Raw genomic sequence first — 13,876 nt, forward strand, 5'->3', positions numbered from 1 at the left:
GTTCACTCCTCTGTCCGGGTCTTAACATCATAACGGTCGCGCAGCTTGTCTCCAAGTACGTTCGCCAGTAGTACGGTTAGCACGACAGCTATCCCTGGAACCAGCATCAGGTGGGGAGCCATTTGAAAATACGCTCGTCCTTCATTCAGCATCGTACCCCATTCGGGAATTGGCGGCTGTGGACCTAAGCCCAAAAAAGATAGGGAGGCAATCATTAAAATGATTTTGCCGATATCCAGCGTAGCCAGCACAAGAACATTCCCAATTGCATGGGGGAGAATATGCCGCATGACAATCCGCAGGGAGGAGGTACCCGCCAGTATGGATAACGAAATATAATCCTTTTGCTTTTCAGCCAGAACGGTACTACGCACCAGGCGTGCATAACCAACCCATTTTACCGCAGTCACCGCGAAAATAAGATTTACTAAGCCTGGTCCGAGCAAACCGCTCAGTACAATGGCAAAAATATAATCAGGTAATGTCATGAAGGCATCGACCACCCGTTTGAATACACGATCCATCCAGCCTCCAATAAATCCTGAAAGCAGACCAAGAGGGACCCCGACAACCAGCGAAACGGCCAAAATCAACAAACTGGTTCCGACAGTCGTCCGAAGTCCAGCTATCACTCTCGATAGTACATCTCTGCCCAAATGATCGGTTCCCAGCCAGTGCGTAGCGCTGATCGATTGTAGTCGATTCCCCATCTGGATACGATACGGGTCTTGCGGAGCAAGAAACGGAAGGACTGTAATTGCTGCAAGAATGAGCAGGATGGAGAGCGACACGATCCATGTTTTGGACAATCGCGTTTTAGTGAGCTGCCTGTTTTCCGCATATACGGATTTTATCATGATAAACGTTTCTCCTTCAAAGCGATTTCAGGATTGACCCAACGGTAGGACAGCTCTACCAAAATATTGATACATACAATGAACACAGCCATAAATACGGTATAGCCCTGAATAATGGGGTAATCCCTTGCAGCAATGGCATCCACAATCCATTTGCCCAGCCCTGGATAGGCGAATAGCACTTCAATCACGACTGTGCCTCCCAGTAGGCTACCTATACTCTCACTGAATACCGTAATGAGTGGAATTAGACTGTGACGGAGCATGTGTCTGAAAAAAATGCGGATGGGGCTGATTCCACGCGCTTGCGCCGCTTTGATAAAGTCTTGCCCCGAGCTTTCAATCAGACTTGCGCGAATCATTCGTACATAAACGGCCGCCATTGCCAATCCCAAGGTAAGAGAAGGGAGTACCAAATGGTAAGCGGTTCCTTCGCCCATAGACGGCAAAATGCGCAATTTAACTGCAAACCATTCGATAAACAAAAGCCCCAGCCAAAAGCTGGGAATCGAGGAGCCGATTAAGGCAAACACACGACTGGCTCTGTCAATCCAGCGGTTACGGTAGAGCGCAGCCATCGTTCCCAAGGGTAGAGCTATTAGCAGCATAATGAACAGAGAGCCTCCGGTCAGCAGCAGCGTATAAGGCAGTTTTTCCATAAACTCTGTGAATACCGGACGATGGGTTAAATAAGATTGTCCAAAATCAAACTGAAGCAACTGAACCAACCACTTACCATATTGCACAGATAATGGTTGATCCAGCCCCAGTTGGCTGCGCATATCCATAATTTGCTGATTGGACACAGCTACATCGTCGACTCGGAGAATGCTTCGGACGGGATCGCCCGGAACAAGCTTAAGTAGACAGAAGCTCACAAAGGAAAGAATAAGAAAGAACAAAACCAGTTCAAGAAACTTTTTGGCGATGGATTTGAACATGCTAGTTCACATCCAGGTCCTGGGTTAGCAAGTAATATTCACTTTGGCTAGTTACCCAGTTATGTACGTAATCGCGATAGGCCACTACGTTGTTTGGATGGACCAGAAAGGATTGCAGATTTTGTTGGTCAATCAGTGTGACAGCCTTCAGCGCCAGCTTGTTGCGTTGTTCCTCATTCACGGTTGTGTTCAGCTGTGAAATCATACCCGTGAGTTCCGGTACATGCACATGCCCATAATTCAGTGCTCCTTCAGGCATGTAAGCCGCATTCAGAAAATAGCTTGCATCGCCGCGTGGGGCTGTAATGCTACTATAAGTCGCTAAATCCCAATCTTGATGAGCGGCAAGATATTCGTCAATATTATCAACCTGACGGATATCAATCGTAATGCCAAGTTCTTTAGCGTTAGCCTGAATCAGCTGGGAAATAAGTGGAAGCTCCGCTCTCGATTGGTAAGTTAGTAATGTAAGATGAAGCGGCTTGCCATCGGGGTTCGCAACTTTACCGTTTTGTACTGTATATCCAGCTTGCTTGAAGCTTTCTCGTGCAGCATTCAAATCAAACTGTTTCTTAATATATTTCGGTGAAAAAGAAAAGTCAGGCAAGAACGGGCCTTGAGCAGGAGTTCCCTGACCGGACATGATACCGCTGGCAATCTCATCCCGGTTGATCAGGTTATCAAATGCTTTACGTACAGCCGTCTTTTTCAGATCGTTATTGTTCATATTGTAAATAAGCTGATGCGTTCGCAAACTAGGAAGCGAGTCAACCTTAACAGTAGAATCAGATTTCAATAGCTCCAAGCTTTCAATTGGCGGGCGATACACAATATCAGCAGTTTTAGCTTGAAAAGCAAGCTGACGCGCATTGGCATCTTCGTTAAACATGAATTTGGCATGTTTCAACTTTACTTCACCGTTCCAATATTGTTCATTGCGATCCAAATTCAGTTCACTTCCAGCACGGAAGCTGGCAACCTTGAACGGTCCCGTCCCTGATGGGAGGTCACCTGTAGCTGTGGTGTCTATAATAGCCGTATTCGGATGAACCAGCTCAGACACAAATTCCGGGAAAGGCTTGTCTGTCGTAATGGTCAAAATCTGTCCCTCCGCATGAATATCACGGATATGTAGCGCATTTTTGACCGATGGGTTGAGCTTTAGCGCTCTTTCCAAAGAGGCTTTGACAGCAGCGGCATTGACGACTTTACCGCTATGGAAATTCATGCCTGGTCGGATGTTGAAGGTCCAATGCTGTCCGTCCTTGCTGTTCCATTTGTCTGCAAGCCAAGCTTCCAGCTTGAGATCCTTGTTCACCTTGATCAGTGTTTCACTTACTCCAGCACGAACAGCTGTGTAATTTACGTCTGCATGAGGAGCTATAGAAGGGCTCTGCACATTGAACAATAAGGTAACACTTTTATCTTGTGGTGCAGCAGATGGAGAGGGTGAAGCTGACGGAGATGAAGCGCAGGCTGCCATCATTACCGCCATTACCGCAGGTATAAATAGTTTAAAATACGAACGTTTAAACAACAGGAAGTCCTCCTTAATAGTAATCGTAATTCTTACGCTTTAGTTCATAAATCATATCGTAACTAAATGAAGGAGCTTTGTAAATATGTCATTGATGAATGTGTATGTAAATTCATATGAAAAAGGCTGCGTAACCAATAGTAAGTTAGTTAGCAGCCTTTAGTTTATTAAGAGATTTTTAGTTTGATATAGCAAAAAAAATTTATGAATTAATGCATGGGTGCTTTGGCAGTGCCATGTTCAACATGAACTCTGCGGATGAAAAACGCAAGGATCAACCCGATCACACTGATGATCATCGCAAAGAAAAATGAATTCTGAGATCCGATAGCCATGGCATTAGCCATTTCATTTACGGATTCAGGCATACTGGATTGGCTCAAATAGCCATCCATACCTTTAGAGAGAATACTTACCGCTACGGCTGTACCGATAGCACCAGCGACTTGTTGGAGCGTACTCATAATGGCTGTTCCATCTGGATATAGATCCATGGGGAGCTGGTTTAGGCCGTTTGTTTGAGCTGGCATCATAATCATGGAAATGCCGATCATTAGGCAGCTATGAAGCACAATAATGAGTACAAGAGTTGATGTTGTTGTAATGCCAGACAGGAAAAACAAAACCGCGGCTACGATCACAAGTCCTGGAATGACAAGCCACTTGGGACCGAATTTATCGAATAGGGAGCCCATAATGGGAGACAAGAGACCGTTGATAATCCCACCAGGCAGAAGTACCAAACCTGCTGTTAGAGCAGACAGAGCCAGCCCTTTTTGCAAAAAGAGTGGAAGAATCAGCATCGTAGAAAGAATTGTCATCATACATAGGAATACCATGATAACGCCAATAACAAACATAGGATATTTAAATACACGCAAATTCAACATAGGCTGCTTCATTTTCAACTGGCGTACAGAGAACAGAATCAACGATATCAGACCGATGATCACAGGAAGTAAAACAACCGGGCTAGCCCAACCTTCGCCACCTTCTCCGGATTTACTGAAACCAAACACGACACCGCCGAAGCCAATGGAAGATAACAGGATAGATAAAAAATCAATTTTGGGCTTGGTCGTTTTTGAAACGTTTTGCATAAATAAAATACCGCAAATCAGTGAGAGAACCAAGAACGGAAGGGAGATCCAGAAGATCCAGTGCCAAGACAGATTTTGCAGTACCAGTCCTGCAATGGTAGGGCCCACTGCCGGTGCGAACATAATGACCAATCCGATGATCCCCATAGCCGCGCCTCTCTTTTCAGCTGGGAAAATGATCAAGATAGTGTTAAACATCAATGGCAATAACAACGCCGTACCAATGGCTTGAAGAATACGTGCGATCAATAACACTGAAAAAGTAGGTGCAAGTGCAGCAACGAGACAACCAGCTATTGAGAACAGCAACGATGTAACAAACAGCTGTCTTGTGGTAAAGGTTTGAATCAGCAATCCCGATACAGGTACTAAAATACCGAGGGTAAGCAGATAAGCGGTAGTCAGCCATTGGGCTGTTGCAGTTGTAATATGCAAAATCTGCATCAAATCATTCAATGCAATGTTAAGTGCCGTTTCACTGAACATCCCAATAAAGCCGCTAAGGAGCAGGGCAATCATAATAGGTAGCACCTTGAACGTTTTGGGTTCAGAGGGTGAACTTGTTTGAGTCATTGTACTCATGTTGTTTTTGTTCCTCCAAATAAATTAATGGGTATTGAATTATAGCAATCGGTCTATATATAATAAACATGTTGTTATTTTTTTGTCAAAGTAAAAGTTTAAATATTATATAATGAAGGATGCTGTATATGGCTGCTAAACCCGAATCATATGAGAATATTGTACAAACCGCATCGAAGCTCTTTTTTCATCAAGGATATCACGCGACCGGGCTGAATCAGATTCTTGCAGAGAGTGGATCACCGAAGGGATCGCTTTATTATTATTTTCCGCGTGGTAAAGAAGAGTTGGCTTTGGAGTGTATAAGAAGAGGGAATGAGTTTATTAAGCAAAAATTAAAACAGACACTGGACGGAAATGATAATCCTGTGCTAGCCATTCAGGATTTTATTCGTAATACAGCTGAGGAGGCAGACCGTCTCGGCTTTGACAGCTTTATGCCGATTGGCTTCTGGGCTGCTGCGGAAACTTCCTGTATTAGCGAATCGCTACGTCATGCTTGTGTGAATACGTTTACAGATTGGCAGCACATCTATATGGAGCGCCTTCAGGAATCGGGCTGGACAGAGGAAAAGGCGCACAGTCTGGCGGTACTTATCATTTCGATGCTCGAAGGTGCATTAATTTTGGCCGTTACACAACAGAGCAGTGCTCCTATTTATAATATCGTGGATTACATTCCACAGTTGGTCAAATGACCTTGTCTCTTCGATCTTCAATCGCTCCTATGAATTCCAACAAGTATCTTTAGAGAGCCGATGTTCTCGTTTTTGAGAACTCGGCTTTTTTGTATATCTGAGACGTAATTTTACTCACATTACCAGCACCAAATGATGAAAAGTATGGTAAAATAGAATGAATTTGATTTTGCACGAAAGGAAGGGTGATAGCAAGTGGCAAAAGCGAAGGTACCCAAACGGCCTACTCGGGATGAATTTGTACTGGAGGAAATCGGGAATCAGCTTGTAGAAGCACAACGAGAGCAATCCGAAGTTGTATTGACCGTATGGGGACGTGAAGAAACAACCCGTGGACAGATAGTTAAAATGGACCCAAGAACGGGAAAGGTCCATGTAGAGAGTGATGGAGAAACGGATAAAGTTCCTTTTATGGATATTATGAGTGTAAATTACCCCAGAGATTAGTTGTTGTGATTACATAAATATAGCAGAAAGGGACGAAAAGAATGACAAAGTTAGAGTCTCCCTTACTGCTGTGGGAAAGTAACATTTTACAATTCGCCTACACAAAAACAACCGAGTGGTTTAGAGCCATCGGTTGTTTTTGTATTTACTGCTGTATAAGTGGGAAGAGAAAGCCACTTTGTTGTATTAACGCTTGCCCTTGTACATGCTTATGTAGCTTTTATTGGGCCGGTATGACTGGCACGTGCTTCAGCTTTCTTTAGCACCTTACGATCAAAAATGAAGGGGCCAAACGGCAACAGCGATGCAATCAAGGCTGCAAGACTTTGTAGTAGCGTTATTTTTCGCAGAATCAGCATGACTACCGTCGCTACAACATAAGCAACGAACAGTATCCCATGGATCATACCCACCCAGCTTACCATTTGTGGCATTCCAGCTGCGTATTTAAGTGGCATAGCGATACACACAAGCAGCAGATATGAAATCGCTTCAATATTACCAATGACACCAAACATCTTAAAGGCATTTTTGAACATAATAAACCTCCTTCTCCTATTGCTTAAAATTTAATATATCCTATAATGCAATGTTATTAAACGGTAGAAAGTTACGATATATCGAATATTTACAGCTGAATCCAAAGGTTATGTCAGAGCTTTCACATGATTGAAGTATCTCCCACCAATACCTCATTTCGCTGATTCCAACGTCCCATAGCTTAGCGTCCCCGGAAATGATAATCGTAATTTCGTTTAAATTGTTGAAACAAACAATTGGGCTTAGAAAGATGGCTTGGAGTAAGAAAAAACACTAAGCTGGTGTAGTTCAAAGGCTTAGCATATATTGTTTGCGCGCCCCCTATCTGTAAAAATGCTAGTGTGAAGCCTAAACATTTTGTATGGAAATTCCGATAACAGTTAAATGAATGTCTGTACATTATAGTGTGAATTTTAAAAGCTGGATTGCAGCAGAAGGGTTTGTAAGCTTGACTTATTAGTTTTGACAAATAAAATTTCCATACTGGTATCAAGGAGAGCATAGATTATGAATAAAAAACGTTTGCGTCAATGGATGGCTCCGTTCGCAACGGCTACACTGATTTTGAATACGGGATATGGCATTTTGGCACCCGATGCAGTGGCTAGCGCGTTGTCGACTGAAAGGCATAACTCAAATCTGACAGGCCTGAATACAGCACAGTTCCATACCAAATTAGCAACCGCTCAAGGCCGTCATATGCCTGTTACTTCAGGCACGAAAGTGACTACGTTAACAAAAGGCTATGGTCAGAACACCTATCTTAACCAAATGCTAAAAGTAATGTCGAGCCAAATGGTTACTGCGAATATCGCGCCGGCAGAGGTAAGCAATCTGACAGCGGTTCCTACAGAAACAACAAAAGTAAATTTGTCCTGGGCCAATCCGACGGACATCAATTTTGACCACATAAAAGTGGTAAATGTCACTAACGATGTATATGTAGATAACATTCGAAGTAACTCTTATATGATGAGCGGTTTACAGCCGAACACGACGTATACCTTTCGCGTAAAAACGGTGAATAAGAGTGGAAATGAATCTCTCGGTACAACAATACAGGCTAAAACGGCTTCAGTTGATGGTCCTGTGGATAAGACACCACCAGGAGAAGTAAGCGGATTGACAGCGACAAATGTAGGATATAATGGATTTACCATCAATTACATATTGCCTAAGGATGCTGACTTAAGCCAAGCGATTATCTATTTAAATGGTACAGAAATTCAGAGAACCACAGGCACGTCTTACACGTTTAATGTCTTGAATGCTGCTACAGCCTATACCGTAACGGTCAAAACGATAGACAAATCCGGAAATATATCTCAAGGAGTTAGTATTCCAGTTACAACTTCAGCAGTCTCGGCCGATACTGTGCCCGAAGTGACAGGTGCTTCAGTGACATCAGTAAATAACTATAGTGTTACTGTTTCCTGGACAAGGCCTAGTGGAATTAGTACGGTCAGTCTGTATAAGGACGGACAACTGGTAACCGATTCAACAGGAACATCCTATACTTTCAACAATCTTTCGGCAAGCCAGACCTACACATTCACGATAAGATCCAAGCGAAGCACAGGTACATTGTCCTCCGGTGTGAGGTTGACTGCTACAACGGACAGTACGTCCTCCAATTCGTCAGAGGTGTCCAATCTTGAAGTAGATAGCAAAAGCGACACCTGGATCAAAATCACCTATGATATGCCAAGTCGAGCCGACAAGGTGAAGATATATGTGGATGGTGATTATGAGGGGACTACAAGCTCTGAGTCCTATAAAATTACGGATTTGCGAGAAGGACGCTGGTATGAGATTAAAGTCGTAACCGTAAATAGTAATGGAAGGGAATCTAGCGGTGTAAAGATATCAGAACGCACGGATTCAGATGGTTACTACTCTTCTTCTTCATCTAGTTCATCGAACTATGAGAAAGCAAGAGATTTGATGCGAATTGCGGAAAACAGTCTGAATGCCTCCGACTGGCGTTCTGCTAGAGATGCGATTAGTGATCTGCCAACGGGTTCACGTAAAAGTGATCTCCTGGATCGACTAGAGGCTATTCGCAATAGGGCATTAGGCACCAGCAGTTCATCGTCCGGGACGAGTTCTACTACAACCACTTCCGGTACAACGACGAGTTACACGAACAATGCGGTTTCCTCATATTCAACTTCGTTCACCCTGACACCAGGAGCTAAATCAGCTTATGTCGATGGTCGTGCTACGACGATGGCTCAGGCTCCCCGAATCATAAATGGGGCGACGATGGTCCCGCTGCGCTTTATCAGTGAACGGATAGGTTACGAGGTAAATTATGAAAAAGCGACCAAAAAGATCATTCTGACTCGACCTACAGACGGCAAACAAGTAGTGCTTCAAGTCAAGAATTCTACCCTTGCCGTTTATGAGTTAAACAACTCCCGGAGTTATTCGACGAACATCACAGCTCCGGTTATTGTTAACGGCTACACGCTGGTTCCATTACGAGTGATTAGCGAGCTTTCGGGGTATCAGGTGAACTATAATACTGCATCCAAACAAATTACGATTACAAAATAAATACTTCTGCAAAAAAGGGTTCTAAAGTGAAAACTTTAGAACTCTTTTTTGTCTACTATCCAATAAGTGTACGTAAAATGCGAAAAGGGGCGCTTTATAAGCGCCCGCTAATAGAGTTATAAATTGACAATCAGCTACTCTGTAAACAAGTTATTTTGATTAAAAAGGATATCAAGCTGCTTAAGATCTTCTACAGTTAGTTGAATACTCAGCGTTTGAAGATTAGTTTCGATCTGATCAGGCTTGGTTGCACCTGGAATGATTAGATCAACGGCTGGACGTGTCAATAACCAAGCAAGCGCAATCTGTGCAGGCTCTGCACCTTTGTCTTGCGCGAATGCTTTGAAGCGATCAACACGTTCCAAATTTGCGCGAAATGCTTCTTTTTGAAATAAAGGGTTATTTATTCGTGAGGTATCAATAAAGACATCATCCTTTTTATATTTACCGGCTAACAGGCCTGATGCGAGCGGAAAAAAAGGAATCAGTGAACTCCCTTTCGGTATTCCTGTGCAATCTGCATGAACAACGATTCCAGGTTTTGCCCTGGAGTGACCGCCTCTTGATAAGCTAATACGCCGCCGGCAATGATACCGACATGGTCAACGATTTGTTCGACTTCGGATAAAATATGACTGGAAAGAATTACGGTAATTCCTTGCTTCGGGAAGGAGCGAATCAACTCGCGTTGCTCCTGAATACCAATGGGGTCTAGTCCGTTGGTTGGCTCATCTAAGATCAATAGCTTGTGATGATTGAGGAGAGCAATGGCAATGCCCAGCCGCTGTTTCATACCCATCGAGAACTGGCCCGAGCGCTTTTTCCCGGTATGGGTCAAATCAACAATGTTCAGCACTTCATCAATCTGCGAATCAGGCAATCCCAGCAACGTTGCACGAACTTTGAGGTTCTCTCTAGCTGTCAAATTCTCATAGAGTGGAGGGGATTCGATCAGTGCGCCAATCTGAGCAAGATCTTTTCGGGACCAGGGTTTTCCTTGAAATAAAATATCACCGGATGTCGGGCGTAGCATACCGGTTAACCTTTTTAAGGTAGTTGATTTTCCTGCCCCATTTGGGCCAAGCAGCCCGTACACGGAATTCTCCTGAATAGATAATGTGACGTTGTTCACCGCCTGTTGTCGTCCGAAGGTTTTGCAGAGGTTTTTAGTCTGTAAAATAATGTTATCCATATCATTTCATCCTTTTCATTCGTTCTGACAACTACTTTAAAGATCAATTCTAAGAACTTTATAAGGATTTGAAATATTAATTTCAAACTTTATGCATTCATGCACTATTCGCTATAATGGATACAGTGATTTAGGAAAGGGATGTAATCATGAAGAAGGTCATCGTAATTGGATCAGGAATTCTGGGGGCATCGACAGCATACCAGTTAGCAAAAATGGGTGCTAATGTCATTATTGTAGACCGCAAAGATAAAGGACAGGCTACTGATGCCGCAGCTGGAATTATCTGTCCCTGGCTATCACAGCGACGTAATCAGGCTTGGTACCAGCTAGCCAAAGCGGGCGCACGTTTTTACCCCGGGTTGATTGAAGAACTCAAAAGCGAGGGAGAAACAGAAACTGGCTATGCTCAAGTTGGGGCTCTCAGTATTCATGATGAGTTGGAGAAAATTAAAAAAATGCAGGAACGGGCACACTTACGATATACAGATGCACCAGAAATCGGGGAAATTACGCAACTAAATGAAAAGGAAACCCATGAACGGTTTCCTTTGTTAGTAAATCGCTATCATTCTGTTCATATTAGCGGTGCCGCTCGTATAGATGGTCGTGCGCTGCGCGATGCGTTGATCCGATCAGCACAAAGAAATGGGGCAACCCTTATCCATGGAGATGCTGCGCTTCAATATGATTCCGACTATGTAACCGGAGTAACGGTCGGTGCAAACAGCTTCTCATCTGACGAAGTCATTGTTTGTGCAGGTGCATGGGCCAATCAACTGCTGCTGCCTTTGGGCATTCATTTTAAGGTTAGTTATCAAAAAGCACAAATTATGCATTTGCAGGTTCCTAATAGGCAAGACACAGGCACCTGGCCTGTAGTCATACCGCCTTCTGACCAATATCTGCTGGCTTTTGATAAACATAAGATCGTAATAGGGGCGACTCACGAAAATGAAATCGAAGGTTACGATACGAGAGTAACAGCAGGTGGGATGCAGGAAATTCTGAATAAAGGTTTAGAATTGGCCCCTGATTTAGCAAACAGCACTTTTCAGGAGGTAAGAGTTGGTTTCCGTCCTTTTACACCCGGTTTTCTACCGGTAATCGGACCTGTTCCTGGCTGGAATGGCCTTATAGCGGCAAATGGGCTTGGAGCATCCGGGTTGACCATGGGCCCCTTTATTGGAAATCAGCTGGCAAAGTTGGCACTTGGAATGGATTTAGATATCGATATCAATGATTATGATATTCGAAAAGCAATAGATGAAAGTTGATCCTTGACCGAGGAGAATAATATATATACTGAAATAGTCGCCAGTATGGCGACTTTTTGTTTTAGTGCTATATTCATTTTATACGTCATTCATCATGTCACTGAGGTGCGAATTCTTCAACGATTGTGTTAGGATTTGCATGTTTTTCAAGTAGTCGATTTTATAGATACAGGAGTAGATCACATTTAATACATAGTCAAAGGCAATTTGCGACGAAAATGTACCAATCTTGGCATGTTTTACTTCGTCATTAGGCACCTGGATACAGATATTACTGAGTTTGGCCAACTCATTTTGATTAGTTGCTGTAATAGTGATAAAAGGTATATTTTCATGTGCAAAATGCCTTGCTGCTTTTAAAAAAATCGGCGACTTTCCGTGGTAAGTTAAAAAAACAGCGCAATCCTGTGTCGTAAGATTAGCCGTATGGTAAGCCCATTCAGACAGCTCAGTAGCTATAACCACATACTTGTTTATTTTTACTAATTTATTTTGAAAGCTTTTCGCACGGATTTGTGAATCTCCTAACGCATATATAAAGATCCTTTTCGCTTGATCCAGCAATAGGGCTGTCTGCGACAAGAAATCATCATCCATGAATGTAAAGTTTTTTTCAATCGTTTCTTTCATTAATTCTGCAATTTCTTTCGCTACTTGAAGTGGGGATTCATCAAAACCGAAAGGATAGTTGGGGTCTACATTGGAAATGTTCTGGGTATTCTGCTGAAACTCCCGAGCAAGTTTGATTATGAACTCTTTGAAGCCGGATAGCCCTAGTTTATGTGTTAATCGATTAATCGCGGAATGCGAAGTATACGTTGCCTTTGCAAGCTCCTGAATATTTAAGTGCAGGATACTTTCCTTATGAAGCAAAATATAGGATGCAATGCTTTTTTCATTTGGTGTAAAGTTTTGCATTTCGGATAATTGCATCAGTATTTTCAACAGGTTCACTCCGGTTCAATTGAAATAACGTTTGATAAAGGATATAAAATAAACATTTTGTTTAAAAACAACCCGCCATGTTGACAAATAATCGGTTGAATGTACCATTTTGGCGGCAAATCCTTTACGATCAACATTCTTCTTCTATAATAAATGAAAAAGAGCCTAAGGGGGAAATAATATGCTTACCATCGGTTATATTGGAAATGGGAAAAGCACGAACCGTTATCATCTTCCTTTTTCATTGAACAGAGCTGATTTGAAAGTGAAGATGATATATGCACGTAATCCAGATAAAGGAGAGTGGGGAAAAATCCCTGACGTGCTATATACAGATAATATTGAATCTCTAATGAACGATAAGGAGATTCAGTTGATTGTTATCTGTACACCTGTAGAATCCCACTACGACTATGCGAAAATGGCGCTTGACCACGGGAAAAATGTACTTGTTGAGAAACCTTTTATGTTAACCAAAGAAGAATCCGTGTCGATCTTCCAATATGCTAAAGAGAAAAATCTGGTTATACAATGCTATCAGAATAGACGTTACGACTCGGATTTCCTCACTACCCAGAAGGTTATTGAATCAGGAAAACTTGGAGATTTGCTGGAAGTGGAGATGCATTACGATTATTATCGTCCTGAGATCCCGAATTCCACTTCTCATTTTTCTAAATATAACAGTTACCTATATGGACATGGCGTTCATACCATTGACCAGGTTCTTTCCTATTTTGGGAAGCCGGACACAATCCATTATGATGTTCGTCAATTGCTGGGTGCTGGGAGAATGAATGATTACTTTGATCTGGATTTTTATTATCCCTCGCTCAAGGTATCCATCAAATCCAGCTTTTTTCGCTTAAAAGAGCGGCCGAGTTTTGTTGTATACGGCAAAAAGGGCGTTTTTATAAAGCAAACGAAGGATCGTCAGGAGGAGCATCTGAAATTATACTATCTGCCTAAGGGGCACGCCGATTTTGGCATCGACCAGCCCGAGCATTACGGCATTTTAACATATCTGGATGATAAAGGCGAGTATCATGAAGAAAAAGTCATTTCTGAAAAGGGAGATTATGCCCGAGTGTATGACGATATTTATCAGTCAATCGTACTTGGTAAAGAAAAAGTGATTAAAGACGAAGAAACGATAATTTGTATGGAAATACTTGAAAAAGGTATAGAGGGGTGCAACTAA

The 13,876-nt window shown here is 42.7% G+C and carries 13 protein-coding genes; 5 read left to right on the forward strand and 8 right to left on the reverse strand.

Annotated features, from left to right (window positions below; translation table 11 throughout):
- Nucleotides 1-2 precede the first annotated feature (2 nt).
- From nikC to AC5ELV_RS21820, 4 genes are all read right to left on the reverse strand, one after another.
- Nucleotides 3-857, reverse strand: a complete 855-nt coding sequence (gene nikC / locus AC5ELV_RS21805; protein WP_493431839.1) for a nickel transporter permease — start codon at nucleotides 855-857, stop codon at nucleotides 3-5.
- Nucleotides 854-1,798: a nickel ABC transporter permease gene (nikB, locus tag AC5ELV_RS21810; protein WP_493431840.1), complete on the reverse strand. Its 945-nt coding sequence runs from the start codon at nucleotides 1,796-1,798 to the stop codon at nucleotides 854-856. Before nikB ends, nikC begins: the two co-directional genes overlap by 4 nt.
- A 1-nt stretch (nucleotide 1,799) precedes the next feature.
- The gene (nikA, locus tag AC5ELV_RS21815; protein ID WP_493431841.1) at nucleotides 1,800-3,335 is read right to left on the reverse strand and encodes a nickel ABC transporter substrate-binding protein; all 1,536 of its coding nucleotides are present in this window, start codon (nucleotides 3,333-3,335) and stop codon (nucleotides 1,800-1,802) included.
- 209 nt (nucleotides 3,336-3,544) lie between these two features.
- The gene (locus tag AC5ELV_RS21820) at nucleotides 3,545-5,008 is read right to left on the reverse strand and encodes a DHA2 family efflux MFS transporter permease subunit (RefSeq protein WP_493431878.1); all 1,464 of its coding nucleotides are present in this window, start codon (nucleotides 5,006-5,008) and stop codon (nucleotides 3,545-3,547) included.
- Between the two features lie 137 nt (nucleotides 5,009-5,145).
- Between AC5ELV_RS21820 and AC5ELV_RS21825 the strand changes: the two genes are divergently transcribed.
- Together AC5ELV_RS21825 and AC5ELV_RS21830 are read left to right on the forward strand one after the other, a co-directional pair.
- Nucleotides 5,146-5,715 (forward strand): TetR/AcrR family transcriptional regulator, encoded by a 570-nt coding sequence (locus tag AC5ELV_RS21825; protein WP_342426196.1) that lies wholly within the window; start codon nucleotides 5,146-5,148, stop codon nucleotides 5,713-5,715.
- A gap of 195 nt (nucleotides 5,716-5,910) precedes the next feature.
- Nucleotides 5,911-6,162: a YolD-like family protein gene (locus AC5ELV_RS21830; RefSeq protein ID WP_493431842.1), complete on the forward strand. Its 252-nt coding sequence runs from the start codon at nucleotides 5,911-5,913 to the stop codon at nucleotides 6,160-6,162.
- Nucleotides 6,163-6,371: 209 nt separating this feature from the next.
- On the opposite strand, the gene AC5ELV_RS21835 is transcribed toward AC5ELV_RS21830, so the two are convergent.
- Nucleotides 6,372-6,701 (reverse strand): DUF3817 domain-containing protein, encoded by a 330-nt coding sequence (locus AC5ELV_RS21835; RefSeq protein WP_493431843.1) that lies wholly within the window; start codon nucleotides 6,699-6,701, stop codon nucleotides 6,372-6,374.
- Nucleotides 6,702-7,209: 508 nt separating this feature from the next.
- Here AC5ELV_RS21835 and AC5ELV_RS21840 point away from each other — a divergent pair.
- The gene (locus tag AC5ELV_RS21840; protein ID WP_493431844.1) at nucleotides 7,210-9,261 is read left to right on the forward strand and encodes a fibronectin type III domain-containing protein; all 2,052 of its coding nucleotides are present in this window, start codon (nucleotides 7,210-7,212) and stop codon (nucleotides 9,259-9,261) included.
- A gap of 134 nt (nucleotides 9,262-9,395) precedes the next feature.
- Here the strand turns inward: AC5ELV_RS21840 and AC5ELV_RS21845 are convergent, their stop codons facing one another.
- Together AC5ELV_RS21845 and AC5ELV_RS21850 are read right to left on the reverse strand one after the other, a co-directional pair.
- On the reverse strand, nucleotides 9,396-9,836 hold the full coding sequence (locus AC5ELV_RS21845) for an aldo/keto reductase (RefSeq protein WP_493431879.1): 441 nt from the start codon (nucleotides 9,834-9,836) through the stop codon (nucleotides 9,396-9,398).
- Nucleotides 9,746-10,453 (reverse strand): lantibiotic protection ABC transporter ATP-binding protein, encoded by a 708-nt coding sequence (locus AC5ELV_RS21850; protein WP_493431845.1) that lies wholly within the window; start codon nucleotides 10,451-10,453, stop codon nucleotides 9,746-9,748. Before AC5ELV_RS21850 ends, AC5ELV_RS21845 begins: the two co-directional genes overlap by 91 nt.
- A 149-nt stretch (nucleotides 10,454-10,602) precedes the next feature.
- On the opposite strand from AC5ELV_RS21850, the gene AC5ELV_RS21855 reads away from it, so the two are divergent.
- Nucleotides 10,603-11,730: an NAD(P)/FAD-dependent oxidoreductase gene (locus AC5ELV_RS21855; protein ID WP_493431846.1), complete on the forward strand. Its 1,128-nt coding sequence runs from the start codon at nucleotides 10,603-10,605 to the stop codon at nucleotides 11,728-11,730.
- Nucleotides 11,731-11,808: 78 nt separating this feature from the next.
- Here the strand turns inward: AC5ELV_RS21855 and AC5ELV_RS21860 are convergent, their stop codons facing one another.
- Nucleotides 11,809-12,675, reverse strand: coding sequence for a MurR/RpiR family transcriptional regulator (locus AC5ELV_RS21860; RefSeq protein ID WP_493431847.1), 867 nt, complete (start codon nucleotides 12,673-12,675; stop codon nucleotides 11,809-11,811).
- A gap of 181 nt (nucleotides 12,676-12,856) precedes the next feature.
- Between AC5ELV_RS21860 and AC5ELV_RS21865 the strand changes: the two genes are divergently transcribed.
- Nucleotides 12,857-13,876, forward strand: coding sequence for a Gfo/Idh/MocA family oxidoreductase (locus AC5ELV_RS21865; protein WP_493431848.1), 1,020 nt, complete (start codon nucleotides 12,857-12,859; stop codon nucleotides 13,874-13,876).

Source organism: Paenibacillus sp. NMA1017 (genome assembly GCF_058895805.1).